This is a genomic window from Arthrobacter sp. Ha26 (assembly GCF_059091705.1).
The window spans coordinates 419,994-436,122 of record NZ_JBNHGX010000002.1; the positions used below are offsets into that span (position 1 = coordinate 419,994).

General features: G+C 65.8%; 16 protein-coding genes. 7 read left to right on the plus strand and 9 right to left on the minus strand.

The features are described from left to right. Positions 1-41: 41 nt before the first annotated feature. The 3 genes from pstA to pstS all read right to left on the minus strand — a co-directional run bounded on the left by pstA (position 42) and on the right by pstS (position 3,321). Positions 42-1,154 (minus strand): phosphate ABC transporter permease PstA, encoded by a 1,113-nt coding sequence (gene pstA, locus AC5RVY_RS07510; protein WP_493954069.1) that lies wholly within the window; start codon positions 1,152-1,154, stop codon positions 42-44. Beyond that, positions 1,155-2,087: a phosphate ABC transporter permease subunit PstC gene (gene pstC, locus AC5RVY_RS07515; protein ID WP_493954070.1), complete on the minus strand. Its 933-nt coding sequence runs from the start codon at positions 2,085-2,087 to the stop codon at positions 1,155-1,157. A 112-nt stretch (positions 2,088-2,199) separates the two neighbouring features. After that, positions 2,200-3,321 (minus strand): phosphate ABC transporter substrate-binding protein PstS, encoded by a 1,122-nt coding sequence (pstS, locus tag AC5RVY_RS07520; protein WP_493954071.1) that lies wholly within the window; start codon positions 3,319-3,321, stop codon positions 2,200-2,202. A gap of 254 nt (positions 3,322-3,575) precedes the next feature. Between pstS and AC5RVY_RS07525 the strand changes: the two genes are divergently transcribed. Together AC5RVY_RS07525 and radA are read left to right on the plus strand one after the other, a co-directional pair. After that, entirely contained in the window at positions 3,576-4,703 is a 1,128-nt protein-coding gene (locus AC5RVY_RS07525; protein WP_493954072.1) for an FUSC family protein, read from the plus strand. Between the two features lie 65 nt (positions 4,704-4,768). Further along, positions 4,769-6,142: a DNA repair protein RadA gene (gene radA / locus AC5RVY_RS07530; protein WP_493954073.1), complete on the plus strand. Its 1,374-nt coding sequence runs from the start codon at positions 4,769-4,771 to the stop codon at positions 6,140-6,142. Positions 6,143-6,182: 40 nt separating this feature from the next. On the opposite strand, the gene AC5RVY_RS07535 is transcribed toward radA, so the two are convergent. Next, on the minus strand, positions 6,183-6,458 hold the full coding sequence (locus tag AC5RVY_RS07535) for a hypothetical protein (RefSeq protein WP_493954074.1): 276 nt from the start codon (positions 6,456-6,458) through the stop codon (positions 6,183-6,185). A 119-nt stretch (positions 6,459-6,577) separates the two neighbouring features. On the opposite strand from AC5RVY_RS07535, the gene AC5RVY_RS07540 reads away from it, so the two are divergent. Then, positions 6,578-7,051, plus strand: coding sequence for an NUDIX hydrolase (locus AC5RVY_RS07540; protein ID WP_493954075.1), 474 nt, complete (start codon positions 6,578-6,580; stop codon positions 7,049-7,051). A gap of 54 nt (positions 7,052-7,105) precedes the next feature. Here AC5RVY_RS07540 and AC5RVY_RS07545 read toward each other — a convergent pair whose 3' ends face one another. Genes AC5RVY_RS07545 through AC5RVY_RS07565 form a run of 5 tightly spaced genes read right to left on the minus strand, consistent with a single transcriptional unit; the run spans position 7,106 to position 10,943 of the window. Next, a complete protein-coding gene (locus AC5RVY_RS07545) occupies positions 7,106-7,378 on the minus strand; it encodes a hypothetical protein (protein ID WP_493954076.1) in 273 nt (90 codons plus the stop codon). 15 nt (positions 7,379-7,393) lie between these two features. Further along, positions 7,394-7,798, minus strand: coding sequence for a universal stress protein (locus AC5RVY_RS07550; RefSeq protein ID WP_493954077.1), 405 nt, complete (start codon positions 7,796-7,798; stop codon positions 7,394-7,396). Then, a complete protein-coding gene (locus tag AC5RVY_RS07555; RefSeq protein WP_493954078.1) occupies positions 7,795-9,342 on the minus strand; it encodes a tripartite tricarboxylate transporter permease in 1,548 nt (515 codons plus the stop codon). Before AC5RVY_RS07555 ends, AC5RVY_RS07550 begins: the two co-directional genes overlap by 4 nt. Positions 9,343-9,351: 9 nt before the next feature. Next, on the minus strand, positions 9,352-9,936 hold the full coding sequence (locus AC5RVY_RS07560) for a tripartite tricarboxylate transporter TctB family protein (RefSeq protein ID WP_493954079.1): 585 nt from the start codon (positions 9,934-9,936) through the stop codon (positions 9,352-9,354). A gap of 5 nt (positions 9,937-9,941) precedes the next feature. Then, positions 9,942-10,943, minus strand: a complete 1,002-nt coding sequence (locus tag AC5RVY_RS07565) for a Bug family tripartite tricarboxylate transporter substrate binding protein (protein ID WP_493954080.1) — start codon at positions 10,941-10,943, stop codon at positions 9,942-9,944. 146 nt (positions 10,944-11,089) lie between these two features. Between AC5RVY_RS07565 and AC5RVY_RS07570 the strand changes: the two genes are divergently transcribed. From AC5RVY_RS07570 to AC5RVY_RS07585, 4 genes are all read left to right on the plus strand, one after another. After that, the gene (locus AC5RVY_RS07570) at positions 11,090-11,974 is read left to right on the plus strand and encodes a LysR family transcriptional regulator (protein WP_493954275.1); all 885 of its coding nucleotides are present in this window, start codon (positions 11,090-11,092) and stop codon (positions 11,972-11,974) included. 125 nt (positions 11,975-12,099) lie between these two features. Continuing rightward, positions 12,100-13,014 (plus strand): 5-dehydro-4-deoxyglucarate dehydratase, encoded by a 915-nt coding sequence (kdgD, locus tag AC5RVY_RS07575; protein ID WP_493954081.1) that lies wholly within the window; start codon positions 12,100-12,102, stop codon positions 13,012-13,014. Positions 13,015-13,068: 54 nt separating this feature from the next. Further along, positions 13,069-14,682: an aldehyde dehydrogenase (NADP(+)) gene (locus AC5RVY_RS07580; RefSeq protein ID WP_493954082.1), complete on the plus strand. Its 1,614-nt coding sequence runs from the start codon at positions 13,069-13,071 to the stop codon at positions 14,680-14,682. Continuing rightward, positions 14,679-16,007 (plus strand): enolase C-terminal domain-like protein, encoded by a 1,329-nt coding sequence (locus tag AC5RVY_RS07585; RefSeq protein ID WP_493954083.1) that lies wholly within the window; start codon positions 14,679-14,681, stop codon positions 16,005-16,007. The genes AC5RVY_RS07580 and AC5RVY_RS07585 overlap by 4 nt, the downstream gene beginning before the upstream one ends. Positions 16,008-16,129 lie beyond the last annotated feature (122 nt).

Here is a 16,129-nt window from a genome sequence, read left to right on the forward strand (position 1 = left end):
AAGTCTAGGTTCCGGCCCGGAGGAGGCGGAAGGTGCAGGCGTCAGCGGCCTGTTTTGGGGGCGAAGACCCTGGCGATCAGCCGGGCGCCCAGGTTGAGGACCATCACCAGGATGATCAGCACCAGGGCCGCTCCCCAGGCCCGCTGGGAGGACGGGTCCGGGTTGGCCGGTGATGTGGGGTTCAGGATCTGGGTGTAGATGAACGTGGGCAGCGAGGCCATCCAGCCGCTGAACACGTTGGAGTTGATGCTGGTGGCGAAGCCGGCGGTGACCAGGATGGGCGCCGTCTCGCCGATGACCCGGGCGATGGCCAAGGTGACCCCGGAAGCGATGCCGGAGATCGCCGTCGGGATCACCACCTTGATGATGGTCCGCCACTTGCGCACGCCCAGCGCGTACGCCGCCTCGCGCAGCTCATTGGGCACGATCTTCAGCATTTCCTCGCTGGACCGCACCACCACGGGAATCATGAGGACGGACAGCGCGACGGCGGCCACTGCGCCGGTCTTGGTTCCCGGTCCCACCACCGCGAAGAAGAAGGCGGCGGCGAAAAGGCCGGCCACGATGGATGGGATGCCTGTCATCACGTCAACGAAGAACGTGATGGCGCGGGCCAGCCGGCCGTCGTTGCCGTATTCCACCAGATAGATGGCGGTGAGCAGGCCCACCGGGACCGAGATGACGGTGGCCAGCAGGGTGATCTCCAGGGTGCCCAGGAGGGCGTGGTAGATGCCGCCCAGGACGGGCGCGCCCTCTTCGACGGCCTTGTTGTCGAAGACACCGGTGACGCCGTTCATGGATTTTCCCAGGAAGCCGGGCGCGAGCAGCCCGGGGATGCCGTTGACCAGCACCGTCCAGATCACCGAGAAAAGCGGGAGCAGAGCCACCAGGAAGGACCCCACCACCAGGCACGTGGCCAATTTGTCCTTCGCCTTGCGCGAACCCTCCACAGCCGCGCTCCAGGACACCAGGCCGCCGGCGAAGAGGACCGCCGAGACGATGCCCCAGCCGAAGGCGTTGAACCCCACCAGGGCGAGGATGGCGGCACCCACGACCAGGGCTGCGGCCAGGACTGCATACGGGGCGTACTTGGGCAACTGGCCCTTCGTGAGCGCCGAACGCTTGCTGCGGACGGGCGTAAGCGTGGACGTCATTTAATTGGCTCCCGAGAATTCTTTGTGCCGGGTGATGACCCAGCGGGCGATCATGTTCACGGCCAGGGTGATGACGAACAGGACCAGGCCGGCAGCGATGAGCGTGCTGACTTTGAGCCCGCTGGCTTCAGGGAAGTTCAGGGCGATCTCCGCTGCGATGGTCTGGTTGCCGGACTGGATCAGGCTGGCCGTCAGTGCCCCGGAGGACAGCACCAGGGCCACTGCCATGGTCTCGCCCAAGGCGCGGCCCAGGCCCAGCATGATTGCGCTGATGATGCCCGGCCGGGCGAAGGGCAGGACGGACATCTTGATCATTTCCCAGCGTGTGGCACCCAGGGCGAGCGCGGCTTCCTCGTGCAGCTTGGGGGTCTGCAGGAAGATCTCGCGGGACAGTGAGGTGATGATGGGCAGGACCATCACGGCCAGGACGATGCCCGCCGTGAGGATGGTCTTGCCGGTGGCCGAGGCAGGGCCCTGGAAGATAGGCAGCCAGCCCATGTTCTGGGCCAGCCAGTTGTAGGCCGGGGAGATTTCCTTGGCCAGGAAGGCAGCACCCCATGCGCCGTAGATCACGGACGGGATGGCGGCGAGCAGGTCCACCACGTAGCCAAGGCCGGCGGCGAGTCCGCGCGGGGCGAAGTGCGAGATGAACAGTGCAACGCCGATGGCGACGGGCGTGGCGATCACCAGGGCGATGGCCGCTGCGATGAGCGTGCCGATCACGATGGGCCAGATGTAGGCGAAGAAGCCCTCACCGCCCTGGATCTGGGCTGCCGGTGCGGTCAGCGCCGGGATGGCCTGGACCACCAGGAAGAGCGCGACGCCGAAGAGGACGGCGAGGATGAGGCAGCCGGCGGCCAGCGCGGCACCCGAAAAGATTTTGTCCCCGGCGCGGCCGGCGCCCTGGGTGCTGGTCAGGGGGGTGGCGGTCATTCGACGGCCCTTCGATCGTGGAGGTTGTTCAAGACTGGAAAGCGTGGCAGCCAAAGCCAAGTTCCCCGCACTGCCTTCCGGCAGGCGGGGAACCCTGGACTCGGTGCGGTAATTAGGACTTGACCTTGACGGACTTGATTGCCGCGGCAGCCTTCTCCGCAAGGGAGGAGGACAGCGGGGCGGACTTTGCCGAATCCGCGGCAGCCTGCTGGCCTTCCTCGGAAACTACGTAGCTCTCGAAGGCCTTGACCAGGTCAACGGTCTCCTGCTTGTCGTAAGTGCTGCAGACGATGTGGTAGGAGACGAGCACCACGGGGTAGGCGCCGGAAACGGTGGTCTTGCGGTCCAGCTTGATCGCCACGTCGTTGGCGGAACGGCCTTCCACTGGCTTGCCGGCTTCGACAGCCTTGGCGGCGGCGTCGGCGGAGATCTTGACGAACTCCTCGCCCACCTTGATGGCGGCGGTGCCGAGCTTGCCGCCCACTGCGGATTCGTCGGCGTAGGTCACGGCACCGGGAGTGTCCGTGACGGTCTTGACAACACCGGAGGTGCCCTTGGCGTTTTCACCCTGCAGGTTTGCGGGCCATACACCTGAGGACTTGTCCGTCCAGACCTCCGGTGCTGCCGAGGCCAGGTAGTCCGTGAAGTTGGTGGTGGTGCCGGAGTCGTCCGAGCGGTTCACGGGGGTGACCTTGAGGTCCGGCAGGGTGATGCCGTCATTGAGGGCGGCAATGGCGGGATCGTTCCAGTTGGCGATCTCGCCGCGGAAGATCCTGGCAACAGTGGCAGCGTCCAGCTTCAACCCGGTAACGCCGGGAACGTTGAAGGCCACGGCGATCGGCGAGATGTAGACGGGGATGTTGATGGCGCCCTCGGGACCGCACACAGCCTTGGAGGCTTCGAGCTCGTCGTCCTTGAGGTACGCGTCGGAGCCGGCGAACTGTGCCGAACCGTCAACAATTGCCTTGCGGCCGGCACCGGAACCATCCGGGGAGTACTGAACGGTGGCGCCTTGGTTGGCGCTGGCGAAGCCTGCTTTCCAGGCGTCCATGGCTGCACCGGTGGAGGATGCACCGATGCCGGTGAGGGTGCCGGTGACCTTGGGGCCGGCAGAAGTCTGGCCGCCTGCGGGTGCAGTGCCCGTGGCGTTGTCTGAACCGCAGGCGGTGAGCGCGAGTGCGCCGGCTGCGATAACAGCGATAGCCGCGTGGCGGCCGAAGCGGAGTGCCTTCACTTGATGTACCCCTTCCAGGGTTATTCAGATGCGGGGCAGGACGGAGAACCCTGCTGCGCGATGCGTACGTTCTGTACCTTCATCGAAGTTATGGGCCGCAGGTAACGGGATGGGCTGACCAAGGTGAACGGAACATTAACGACGGCGGGATATTGGCTTACAAGTGCCGGGTTCCCATTGCGCGGATCACAGGTCCCGCCGTAGTGCACTGGCGTGGGGAAGAAATGGCGCAGCCAGCAAATAGACTGGACGTCATGGCTTCGGCAGCAGGACTCTCAGCGGGCAGGCGCTTCCTGCACGGCCGTATCCGTACTGGCCTGATCCGGAGCCGGAACTCACTGGTTCCCGCCATCCAGATGACCGTATGCGCGGTGGGCGCCTATGCCTTCGCCGAGTACGTGCTGGGCCATTCCGGCCCCCTTTTCGCTGCCACCTCGTCCCTCATCGCGCTCGGTTTCTCGCGGGAACCGCGCCTGCGGCGGGTGGTGGAAGTGGGCTTGGGCTGCACCATCGGCATTGCGGTGGGTGACCTGCTCCTGCACTGGCTGGGCAGCGGGATCTGGCAGGCCGCCGTCGTCCTCCTTTTCTCGATCCTGCTGGCCCGGTTCCTGGACAGCGGCACCATCTTCACCACCCAGCTGGGGCTGCAGTCGTTGCTGGTGGTGCTGCTTCCGGCGCCCGCCGGCGGCCCTTTTACGCGCAGTATCGACGCTGTGGTGGGTGGTCTGTGCGCGCTCCTGGTGACCATCCTGATCCCCAAGGATCCCCGGCGCGAGCCCCGCAAGGACGTGCAGAAGCTGCTGCACGAACTGGCGGAGGTGCTGCGCGAGTGCGCCGATGCCCTGGCCAACAGCGACTCCACCCAGGCCTGGCACGCGCTCATCCGTGGCCGGAACTGCCAGCCGCTGGTGGACGCGATGCGCCAGTCGCTGCGCTCTTCCGGTGAGGTGGCCAGGTTGGCGCCCGCCTACCGCAGGCACCGGGAGGAACTGGACCAGCTAAAGGAATCCCTCGACTTTATTGACCTGGCCCTGAGGAACAGCCGGGTTTTTGCGCGCCGCCTTACCAGCGCCATCAACCACGCGGCGCTCTCGGACGAGGCCACCGAGAACATAGGGGAAGTGCTGCAGGAGACCGCTGCCGCAATTGACGAGTTGTCGCTTGGCCTGGCGGAAACGCACGACGGCGTCCGGCGCGCCCATCTGCGCACGGCCCGCCGGGACCTGAGCGAGATCGCGCTGCGGCTGCACCCGAAGCTGCTGGAGGTGCAGCGGCTGGAAGGCGAAACGGTGGTGATGCTGTACCGGCCGCTGATGGTGGACCTGCTGGAGGCCACCGGAATGGACGCCCGTGAAGCCCGGGATGTGCTGCCGGCGCTTTAGCCTCCGGTACCGGCGCCGGCGCTCGACGGACAGGATTGTCAGATCCCGCCGCTAGGGTTGAGCCCATGGCTACAAAGACATCCCGGGCGTCCAAGGCGCCCGCCTACAAGTGCGCCGAGTGCGGCTGGACCACCGCCAAGTGGGTGGGCCGCTGCGGTGAGTGCCAGGCGTGGGGCACCGTTGAGGAGACCGGCGCCGCCGTTGCCCGGACGACGGCGGCCACCACCGTTTTGGAGCCGGCCCGCCGGATTGCCGAGGTGGACGCCACCACGGCGGCTTTCCTTCCCACGGGCGTGGACGAACTCGACCGCGTCCTGGGCGGCGGACTGGTGCCCGGCGCAGTGATCCTGCTGGCCGGCGAACCCGGCGTCGGAAAGTCCACGCTGCTGCTGGACGTCGCCGCCAAGTTCGCCCGCACGGCACAGGACGTCCTGTATGTCACGGGCGAGGAGTCGGCAGCGCAGGTGAAGCTCCGGGCCGAGCGGATCGATGCAGTGGCCGAATCACTGTACCTCTCCGCAGAAACGGACCTGGGCCAGGCGCTGGGGCAGGTGGAGAAGATTGAGCCCCGGCTCCTGATCGTGGATTCGGTGCAAACGCTGAGCAGCGCCGACGTCGATGGCAGCGCGGGCGGCGTCTCACAGGTCCGGGAGGTGGCGGCGTCCATTATTGCCGCTGCAAAACGGCGGAACATGACCACCCTGCTGGTAGGCCACGTGACGAAGGACGGCTCCATTGCCGGGCCCCGGCTCCTGGAGCACCTGGTGGATGTGGTGTGCCAATTCGAGGGTGAACGCCATTCCCGGCTGCGGCTGCTGCGCGCGGTCAAGAACCGCTACGGTCCCACCGACGACGTCGGCTGCTTCGACCTGAACGAAAATGGGATTGAAGGCCTCGCCGACCCCAGCGGACTGTTCGTGAGCCGTACCAAGGATCCGGTCTCGGGCACCTGCATCACCGTGACGATGGAAGGCCGGCGTCCGCTGCTGGCGGAGGTGCAGTCGCTGCTCGCGGAAAGCCCCAACTCGCAGCCGCGCCGGGCCACCAGTGGGCTGGACAGTTCCCGGGTCTCCATGCTGCTGGCCGTCCTGCAGCAGCGCGCAGGAACTCTCCTGCACAAGGATGACTCCTACGTGGCCACGGTAGGCGGAGTGAAGCTCAGTGAACCGGCCACGGACCTCGCGGTGGCCCTGGCCGTGGCCTCGGCAAAGGCCCGCAAACCGCTGCCGATCCGCTTGATCGCCTTCGGCGAAGTGGGACTGGCAGGCGAAGTCCGGCCTGTTCCGGGCATCAACCAGCGTATCCAGGAGGCCCACCGGCTCGGCTTTACGCACGCCGTGGTCCCGGCCAGCCATGCCGGGCCCGGGCCCGTTCCGGTCGGTTTTTCGGTCCGGGAAGTGGAGCACCTGACGGAGGCGCTGAGCCTGTTGATCGGATAGCCCCGCTGATTACTGGCGGTTGTCCGAGTCGTTGCTGTGGTCAGTGCGGGCCCTGCTGGGACAGCGGGTCTGGATCGTCCCGGTGCGAGTTGAGGAGCCAGCCTGATACATCGCTGCGCAGCACCAGCAATGGGCCTCCGGTGGCGCTCACGTTTCCGTTGGGCACGTAGTAGCCACGGCCGGAACCGGAACCGCCGGCCGCCCGGTCCAGCGCGTCAACCAGATGGCGCGGGAGGTGGCCCTGGACGCCAAGGCTGCGGAGCTCTTCACGTTCTTCCGGCGTCAGCCGTCCCAAAACCTCAGCGATGTTGGCCATGAGTGGTCCCTTCGAGCAGAGTGCCTGAAGGAATAACCTAAGACAGCGCCGTGAACTGCAGATTAACGCCGGGCGGCGGTTTCGAATCAACTTCAAGTCACCCCCATGACGGAGGCATCATGCCGGTTCTCAGCGCAGGAATCCTGCTGTACAGGCGGCCCGGTCCCGCCGTCCTGGAAGTGTGGATCGCCCACATGGGCGGGCCCTTCTGGGCACGCAAGGACACGCACGCCTGGTCTATCCCGAAAGGCGAGTACAGCGACGATGAGGACCCGCTGGCCGCGGCACGGCGTGAGTTCGCCGAGGAGATGGGGACACCGGCCCCGGCGGCGGACTACCGGAACCTCGGCAGGTTCCGGCAGCCCTCCGGGAAAGTCATCACTGTTTTCGCAGCGGAGCAGGACTTCCAGCCTGAACGGATCGAAAGCAACACCTTTCCGCTGGAATGGCCCAAGGGTTCAGGCCGGATCAAGCACTATCCTGAGATCGATGACGCACGCTGGTTTCCGGAACAGGAGGCCCGGCTCAAGCTGGTAAAGGGCCAACTGCCCGTGCTGGATGCGCTTGTTGAACAAGTCGCCGGGCAGCAGTAGGAGCGCTGTTTCCAGGAAACAGCGCTCCTACTGAAAAGTTCCTGGACTGGCGGGTCAGGCCGCGGCGTGTTCCCGCTGCGGCAGCTTGGTGACGGCAACGTCATCCCCTGCACAGAGCATGGTCCGCCCGGCGCCGTCGTTCCTGATCATCCAAAAGACGCTGCGGTCGGCAGCGATCATGTCGATGGTCCCGGACATGATTTCCCCACGAGCCGTGCGCACCTCCACGTGGTCGTTCCGGCAGAGCTTGGACCAGTCTGGAACGGGTGCAGGGCACGGCTGGAGGGCCGCAGCCGATCCCCGCCGGAGCTGGTTGTGTTTGTACATAACAGCCACCCGCGCCTAGAAGCTGCCGCCGTCGGCCTTGACGGCCAGGACGGGACGGTCCGCCTGCATGAGGATCTGCTGGGCGTGGCTGCCGAGGATGAACTTCCCTACCTGGGTGCGGTGGCGCAGGCCGATAACGATCAGCGAGGCGTCCACCTCCCGGGCCACGTCCAGGAACTCGTCAGCCAGGTCGTGCTGGTATGGCGGCTGGATGACTGTTGCGGTCACTCCGTTCTCGGCGGCCCGCCGGGCGGCCTTGGCGAGGACGTCCTCGGTTGCCACGGACTTGTCCACGAGGGCGCCCTGCCGGGCAGAGTTCACGATGACCAGGTCCTGCTGCCGGAGCTTCGCTTCGGCGATGCCCGCCGTGAGGGCCGCCTCCCCCGCCGGGGTGGGCACAAAACCGACGATGATGCTCATACCTTCTCCTTGATGTTGTGGGTGGTGCCGGTGTGGGAGGAGCCGGCTGACGCCGTCGTACCCTTACGCTTGGCGAGCAGGCTTCGGATGCCCGGCAGCACGGCCACCAGGACAAACACCACCAGCAGCGTGGCCGAGATGGGACGTCCGAAGAAGCCTGAGGGATCACCGCCGAAGACGAGCAGGGATCTGCGCATCGAGCTTTCCAGCAGTTCCCCGAGCACGAAGGCCAGCACCAGTGGACCGGGTTCGAAGCCAAACTTCTTCATCAGGTACCCGACGATGCCGAAGACCACCACGAGCGTCACATCGAACATGCTGTTGTTGATGGTGTAGGCACCCAACAGCGTGATCAGGGCCGTAACGGGAGCCAGGATGGCCGCGCGGACGCGCAGGATCTTCACGAAGATCCCCACCAGTGGCAGGCTCATGATCAGGAGCAGGATGTTGCCGATGTACATCGAGTTCACCACACCCCAGAACAGCTCCGGGTTCTGCTCCACGAGCTGGGGACCGGGAGTGACGCCCTGGATCAGCAGCGCGCCGAACATCAGCGCCATGGTGGCGTTCGCGGGGATGCCAAGGGTGAGCAGCGGGATGAACGACGACGTTGCTGCCGCGTTGTTGGCGGTTTCCGGTCCGGCCACGCCTTCCGGGGCTCCCTTGCCGAACCGCTCGGGCTGCTTTGCCCGCTTTTTCTCCATGGCATAGGACGCCATGGAGGCGATCGTGGCGCCGCCGCCAGGGAGGATTCCCAATAAGAAACCCAGGACGGATCCGCGGCCGATGGCTCCGGAGGCCTGCTTGAGGTCTTTGCGGGAGGGCCAGACGTTGGTGACTTTCGACGGCGCCTTTGCGGCCCGGTGCCGCTCCTCCAGGTTGTAGAGGATTTCGCCGAGGCCGAAGATGCCCATGGCGATCGGCACGAAGTCGATGCCGTCGGCGAGCTGGAGGCTGCCGAACGTAAAGCGGCTTTCACCGGTGAAGATGTCCCGGCCGACACTGGCGAGCAGCAGGCCAAGGGCAGCCGCAATAAGGGCCTTCGCTTTCGAACCGTTGCTGATAGTGGCTACCAGGAGGATGCCCAGCATGGCCAGCGCGGTGTATTCGGGCGGCCCAAAGTCAAGTGCGAAACTGGCCACGATTGGTGCGAGGAAGGTCAGCCCGATGATGGCTGCCGTTCCGCCGATGAAGGATCCAATGGATGCAAGGCCGAGTGCGGTGCCGGCCCGGCCCTGCTTGGCCATCTGGTAACCGTCGAAGACCGTGACCACGGAAGACGCTTCGCCGGGCAGCCTCAGCAGCACCGAGGTGATGGTGCCGCCGTATTGTGCGCCGTAGAAGATGCCGGCCAGCATGATGATTGCGGTGACCGGTTCAACGTTGTACGTGAGGGGAAGCAGGATGGCGATGGTTGCCGCGGGCCCCAAGCCGGGCAAGACGCCGATCAGCATGCCGATCACGACGCCGATCAGGCAGTAGAGGAGGTTGGCCGGCTCCAGGACAACCGCAAATCCGTTGATAACGGGATTCAGAAAATCCACGTAGGTCTCCTAGAAGAGGTGGGGTATGGAGGTGTGGAGCGCGAGCACGAAGATGCCGTAGAAGGCAATGACGACGCTCGCGCTGACCACGAGGGTTGAGCGCCAGGTTTCGCCCCCGAGGAAGCGCATCCAGATGACGCACAGCACCAGGGCCGGCAGCTCAAAACCGATCAGCGGCATCAGGGCCACCATTGCGGCCAGTGTCACCAGGCCGGTCAGCGGCGCGGTGGACATGCGCGTGAACTTCTCGGCATCCCGGTTGTGCCTGCCGGCGATCAGCTGGAATAAACCGAGTGCTGTCATAACGCAGCTAATAATGAACGGCCAGAGGCCAGGCTGCGGCTTGTCCGGGGTGCCAAGCCCCATAGCTATGGAGAGGACCACGGCACCGAGTCCTACGCCTATAACCACGAGCGAGGAAGCGGCATTGGCCAAGGCCCCGGCCGCGGGAGGTTTTTCTTCCTCCCACTGGGCTGCGAGCTCCTCGGGCGTCAGGTCATCGGCAAGTTGCTCAACCACGTCGCGTGGGGCGTCCCCGCCGGACGGGACGGCAGAGCTGCCCCGTCCGGCGGATACTGCTGGAGTTGGCTCCATCGCTGCTACTTGTTTCCGCCGAGGCTGATGCTGTACTTCTCAACCAGTTCCTTGTACTTCGCGGCGTAGCCCTTCCACTGCGTGGTGACCTCGTCGCCCGAAAGCTCCTTGGGCGTGAGCAGGTTCTTTTTGTTGAACTCCTGGTACGCCTCGGACTTGAACGTTTCCTGGAACGCGGCGAGCAGCTTGTCCTTGACTTCCTGGGGGGTGCCCTTCGGGGCAGCAACTGCGCGGTACTGGGCAACCGGGACGTCATAGCCGGCTTCCTTGGCCGACGGCACATCGGGAAGGAAGGTGTTGCGCTCCTCGGAGAAGACAAGCAGCGGCGCCACCTTGCCTGCCTGGATCTGCGCCATAGCCTCGCCAAGCTGGATAGTGGCCAGTTCCACCTGGTTGCCCAGGACGGCGGTCAGGGCCGGCTTGCCGCTGTCGAACGGGACGTCAGTGCCCTGGACGTTGGCTTGCTTGAACAGGACAGTCTGGGCCAGCTGGCTGCCCGTGCCCACGCCGGTGGTGCCGAAGGTGACGTTCCGCCCGGCACCAGTGACGTCCTTGAAGCTCTTGAAGCCGGACTGCTGGCTGGCCACGAGGACGTAGTCATCCTGGGAAAGGCCGGCGATGATGTCCAGGTCGTCGATTTTGACTGCTTCATCCTCGCTCACGGCCAAGGGGGTGATGGTCACCAGCGAAGCGGTGAGCAGGACCAGTTCCTGGCCATCGGCCGGTTTGCCTGCCACTTCTTTGGTGGCAAGGGCGCCGTTGGCCCCGGGCTTGTTGACCACCGGCATCGGCTGGCCGAGAGTCTTGGAAGCTCCTTCGGCCAAAGCACGGGCGATGAGGTCGGTGCTGCCGCCAGCCGCCTGCCCCACGGTAAGGGTGACGGGGCCGGTGGGATACTTGGCCGTGTCGGTGGCGCCGCCGGCGACGTTGCCGCAGGCGGTCAAGGCCAGCAGGGTGAGGGCCGAGGCGGTTCCGAGAACGGCTCGGCGGGACGGGAAGTGCATCATTGGAACTCCTAGGTGGCAGAGCGGGACGAAAAAGCCCTGAAAGATGTGTGAAGCGGGTCACCCCGGCTTCGCTGTGTCGAGTTTAGGGAGCCGCTATGATGCTTGTCTAAGCCCAAAACAGCATTGCTTGATACCCGGAGGGCATCATTTTTACTTTTGACCAATTGGCCGGATTCATCGCCGTCGCCGAGGAACTGCATTTCGGGCGGGCAGCCGAGCGCCTGAACATGACCCAGCCACCGCTGAGCCGGCAGATCCAGAAACTCGAGAAGATCATCGGCGCCGAGCTCCTGGAGCGCGACAACCGCAAAGTCCAGCTGACGCCGGCCGGCCAGACCTTCCTGGAAGAGGCGCGGCGCCTCATGGCACTCGCGGAGCGCGCACCCCTGACCGCACGGCGCATCGCCTCGGGCCGCTCGGGCGTCCTGCGCGTCGGCTTCACGGCGGCCAGCGGATTCAGCATCCTGGGACCGCTCCTCGAAGAACTTTCCGGAATCATCCCGGACGTGGACATCGACCTGCAGGAACTGGTGACGGGCGACCAGATCAGCCGGTTGCTGACCGGCGAGCTGGACCTTGGGCTGGCCCGGCCGCCTTTCGACAAGGAAACCTTCGATTCCCACCTGCTGTACCGGGAGTCACTGGTGCTCGCCTCCCCTTCCGGCCACCCCTTGACCCTCCTGGGGCGGGACATCGTTCCGGAGGACTTCAAGGACGAGCCCCTGATCATGCACTCGCCCACGCAAGCCCGGTATTTCTACGACCTGGTGGTGCGCATGCTGCCGATCCGGCACACCAACGTGGTGCACACCGTCAGCCAGATCCTCACCATGGTCTCGCTGGTATCGGCAAACCGCGGGCTTGCGTTCGTACCCCACTCCGCCACGTTGCTTGGCGTGAAGGGCGTGGAGTTTCTGTCGCTGGGAGTCGGCGACAGCGAGCAGGTGGAACTGCACGCCATCTGGAACCGCAGGATCACCAACCCCGCGCTGGCACGCCTCCTGCGCGACCTCGAGTTCTCCATGGAGTAATCTCGCAATGCCCTGAAGGTATCAATACATACAAAAATGCACTTAGACAGGCATCAGCCGCGCTCCTAGTCTGGGAAGGAATCATCATCCCGCCGCCCGCGGCGCACATACCGGAGGACCACACCGTGGCAAAGTACTCACCCCAGGAACTGGCGGACACTCTCAAGGAAGGCCTGCTGTCCTTCCCCGTCACGTCATTCGACGCCGAGCTGCAGTTCGACGAGGAGAACTACCGCAAGCACCTGGCGTGGCAGGCCAGCTTCCCGGTGGCGGGCCTGTTCGCTGCCGGCGGTACGGGCGAAGGCTTTTCGCTGACCCCGGCGGAATCAGAGCGGGTGGTCCGCACCGCCGTCGAAGAGGTGGGCGGCCAGGTTCCCGTACTTGCCTCCGCCGGCGGATCCACCGCCCAGGCCATCGAAAACGCCAAGGCTGCCGAAGCAGCCGGCGCCGAGGGCATCCTCCTGCTGCCCCCGTACCTCACCGAAGCCGACCAGGCCGGTTTGACGGAGCACGTCAGCGCCGTGTGCGCCGCCACGTCCTTGGGCGTCATCATCTACAACCGCGCCAACGCCATCTACAAGGACACCACGGTTGCCACCCTGGCCGAACGGCACGAGAACCTGATCGGGTTCAAGGACGGTGTGGGCGACCTCGAACACGATGCCCGCGTCTACGCCAAGCTCGGCGACCGGCTCTTCTACCTCGGCGGCCTGCCCACCGCGGAAACCTTCGCCCTGCCGCTGCTGCAGCTCGGCATGAGCACCTACTCCAGCGCCATGTACAACTTCGTGCCGCAGTTCGCCCTGGACTTCTACCAGGACGTCCGCAACCAGGACCGCGTTGCCGTCAACAAAAAGCTCAACGACTTCGTAATTCCTTACCTGGACATCCGGGACCGCGTAAAAGGTTATTCCGTATCCATCGTCAAGGCCGGCCTTGACGCCATCGGCCGGTCCGCCGGTCCCGTGCGCCCGCCGCTGCAGAACCTGGCCGAGCAGGACCTGGCAGACCTCAAGGCACTCATCGCCACCGTCTCCTGATCCACCGTTCCTGATCAACCAACTCCTGATCCACCCTTACTAGGAGGAACCACCGTGACCCTTACAGGACACTCACTTATTGCCGGGCAGCCCGTTGTGGGCGATGGCAAGACTACTTTCGGCCTTAACCCGGCCACCAACGAAGCCCTCGAGCCCACCTACACGCTGCTCACCGAGGAGCAGCTCAAGGCCGCCACCGCCGCTGCAGCCGAGGCATTCCCGTCCTTCAGCGCCCTTGACCCCGAGACCCACGCAGGCTTCCTTGAAGCCATCGCGGACAACATCGAGGCAATTGGCGAGGAGCTCATCATCCGCGCCAGCACCGAAACCGGCCTGCCCGCCGCCCGGATCCAGGGCGAACGCGCCCGCACCACCGGCCAGCTTCGCCTGTTCGCCGCCGTCGTCCGGCAGGGCGACTTCCGCGGCGTCCGCATCGACCCTGCAATCCCGGACCGCGCTCCGCTGCCCCGCGCAGACATCCGCCAGCGCCAAATCCCGCTCGGCCCCGTGGCCGTGTTCGGCGCCAGCAACTTCCCGCTGGCCTTCTCCACCGCCGGGGGTGACACCGCCTCTGCCCTCGCCGCCGGTTGCCCGGTGGTATTCAAGGCACACAACGCCCACCCCGGCACCAGCGAACTCGTCGGCCACGCCATCACCAAGGCCGTCCAGGACGCAGGCCTGCACCCGGGCGTTTTCTCCCTGATCTACGGACCGGGTGCCAGCATCGGCCAGGCGCTCGTGGCCGACCCCGCCATCAAGGCCGTCGGCTTCACCGGCTCCCAGGCCGCCGGCATCGCCCTGATGCGCACCGCCGCGGCCCGCCCCGAACCCATCCCTGTCTACGCGGAAATGTCATCGCTGAACCCGGTCTTCGTCTTCGAAGGCGCCCTCAAGGGTGACGTCGAACAAATTGATGCCCTCGCGCAGCAGTACGTCACCGCCGTCACGGGCAGCTCCGGCCAGCTCTGCACCTCCCCCGGCCTGCTCTTCGCCCCCGAAGGCGATGCAGGCGACAAACTGGCAGCCGCCGTCGGCCGCGCCGTCTCCGCCTGTGCCGGCCAGACCATGCTCACCGAAGGCATTGCCAAGTCCTGGAACGCGGGCACCGAAAACCTCGGCGGCGCAGAGGGAGTCCAGCTCATCGGCCAGGGCACCCCCGGCCCCACGGAAAATGCACCCGCACCCACGATCTTTGGTACCGGCGTCACCGAATTCACCAGCAACCACGTCCTGCACGAGGAAATCTTCGGCGCCGCATCCCTGGTGATCCGCTACAGGACCGTTGAGGACCTCCTCACGGCAACACGCCGCATTGAGGGCCAGCTCACCGCCTCGCTGCAGCTCACCGAAGAGGACTACCCGACGGCGGCACGCCTGCTTCCCGTCCTCGAGCAGAAGGTGGGCCGCATCATCGTCAACGGCTGGCCCACCGGCGTCGAAGTAGGCCACGCCATGGTCCACGGCGGCCCCTTCCCCGCCACTTCCGACTCCCGCACCACCTCCGTGGGAACCCTCGCCATCAACCGCTTCCTGCGTCCCGTCGCCTACCAGAACCTCCCCCAGGAACTGCTCCCGGAAGCACTGCAGGACGGCAACCCCTGGCACCTGAACCGGCGGATCGACGGCGAAGTGGTCGCGGCTGCGGAGAAGGCCGAGGTGGGAGCATGAGCGCCCAGCCCACCATTGCCGCCATTGAAGTAGTGCCGGTTGCAGGCCATGACAGCATGCTGATGAACCTCAGCGGTGCGCACGGCCCCTTCTTCACACGCAACGTGGTGATCATTACCGATTCTGACGGCCGCACCGGCCTCGGCGAGGTCCCCGGCGGCGAGAAGATCCGCACCACCATCGAAGAGGCCGGCGCGCTGATCAACGGCAAGCCGGTGGCCCGCTACCGCTCGCTCCTGCGCGAGGTTGCGTCTGAGTTTGCCGACCGCGACGCCGGCGGCCGGGGCCTGCAGACCTTCGACCTGCGCACCACGGTGCACGCCGTCACGGCCGTCGAATCAGCACTGCTGGACCTGCACGGACAATTCCTGGGTGTTCCCGTTGCGGAACTGCTCGGCGACGGGCAGCAGCGGACATCCGTGCCGATGCTGGGCTACCTGTTCTTCGTCGGCGACCACGCCCGTACCAACCTGCCCTACCTCGTGGAGGACGCCCCTGCTGACCGCTGGGAGAAGCTCCGCCGGCAGGAGGCAATGACTCCGGAAGCCGTCGTCGCGCTGGCAGAAGCGGCACAGGAGCGCTATGGCTTCAGCGACTTCAAGCTCAAGGGCGGTGTGCTTTCCGGGGACGACGAAGTGGACGTTGTCACCGCGCTGGCCAAGCGCTTCCCCGAGGCCCGGGTTACGCTGGACCCCAACGGCGGCTGGCTCCTGGACGAAGCCATTCGGCTGGGCAAGCGGATGCAGGGCGTCGTTGCCTACGCCGAGGACCCCTGCGGCGCCGAGGGCCGGTTCTCCGGCCGCGAGGTGATGGCCGAGTTCCGCCGGGCCACCGGGCTGAAGACTGCAACGAATATGATCGCCACGGACTGGCGCGAGATGTCGCACGCTATCCGCAGCAACGCCGTGGACATTCCGCTCGCCGATCCGCACTTCTGGACCATGCACGGCTCGGTCCGGGTAGCCCAGATGTGCCACGAGTTCGGCCTCACCTGGGGCTCGCACTCGAACAACCACTTCGACATCTCGCTGGCCATGTTCACGCATACCGGTGCCGCGGCCCCTGGCGAGATTACGGCCCTGGACACGCACTGGATCTGGCAGGACGGCCAGGGCCTCACCAAGGAACCGCTGCAGATCAAGGGCGGCGCCATCGAGGTTCCGGCCGCCCCGGGCCTGGGCATCGAACTGGACCGCGACGCCCTGGACAAAGCCCACCAGCTGTACCTGGAGCACGGCCTCGACGCCAGGGACGACAGCATCGGCATGCAGTACTACATCGACGGCTGGTCCTTCGACCCGAAACGGCCCTGCCTGGTCCGCTAAACCCCGTTCACCGGCAACTGTCCCCAAGCAGCTGCCCGCGGCGGCTGTCCGGTAAAGTAGTGGGGTCGCTGTGACCGGCCCCACTACTCCCCTGTGCCGGCAGCCGGCCTGCGTTATCTAAA

Coding starts and splice junctions, on each gene's coding strand:
- pstA (WP_493954069.1), bottom strand. CDS start 1,154: ATGACGTCCACGCTTACGCCCGTCCGCAGCAAGCGTTCGGCGCTCACG.
- pstC (WP_493954070.1), bottom strand. CDS start 2,087: ATGACCGCCACCCCCCTGACCAGCACCCAGGGCGCCGGCCGCGCCGGG.
- AC5RVY_RS07525 (WP_493954072.1), top strand. CDS start 3,576: ATGGCTTCGGCAGCAGGACTCTCAGCGGGCAGGCGCTTCCTGCACGGC.
- radA (WP_493954073.1), top strand. CDS start 4,769: ATGGCTACAAAGACATCCCGGGCGTCCAAGGCGCCCGCCTACAAGTGC.
- AC5RVY_RS07535 (WP_493954074.1), bottom strand. CDS start 6,458: ATGGCCAACATCGCTGAGGTTTTGGGACGGCTGACGCCGGAAGAACGT.
- AC5RVY_RS07540 (WP_493954075.1), top strand. CDS start 6,578: ATGCCGGTTCTCAGCGCAGGAATCCTGCTGTACAGGCGGCCCGGTCCC.
- AC5RVY_RS07545 (WP_493954076.1), bottom strand. CDS start 7,378: ATGTACAAACACAACCAGCTCCGGCGGGGATCGGCTGCGGCCCTCCAG.
- AC5RVY_RS07550 (WP_493954077.1), bottom strand. CDS start 7,798: ATGAGCATCATCGTCGGTTTTGTGCCCACCCCGGCGGGGGAGGCGGCC.
- AC5RVY_RS07560 (WP_493954079.1), bottom strand. CDS start 9,936: ATGGAGCCAACTCCAGCAGTATCCGCCGGACGGGGCAGCTCTGCCGTC.
- AC5RVY_RS07565 (WP_493954080.1), bottom strand. CDS start 10,943: ATGATGCACTTCCCGTCCCGCCGAGCCGTTCTCGGAACCGCCTCGGCC.
- AC5RVY_RS07585 (WP_493954083.1), top strand. CDS start 14,679: ATGAGCGCCCAGCCCACCATTGCCGCCATTGAAGTAGTGCCGGTTGCA.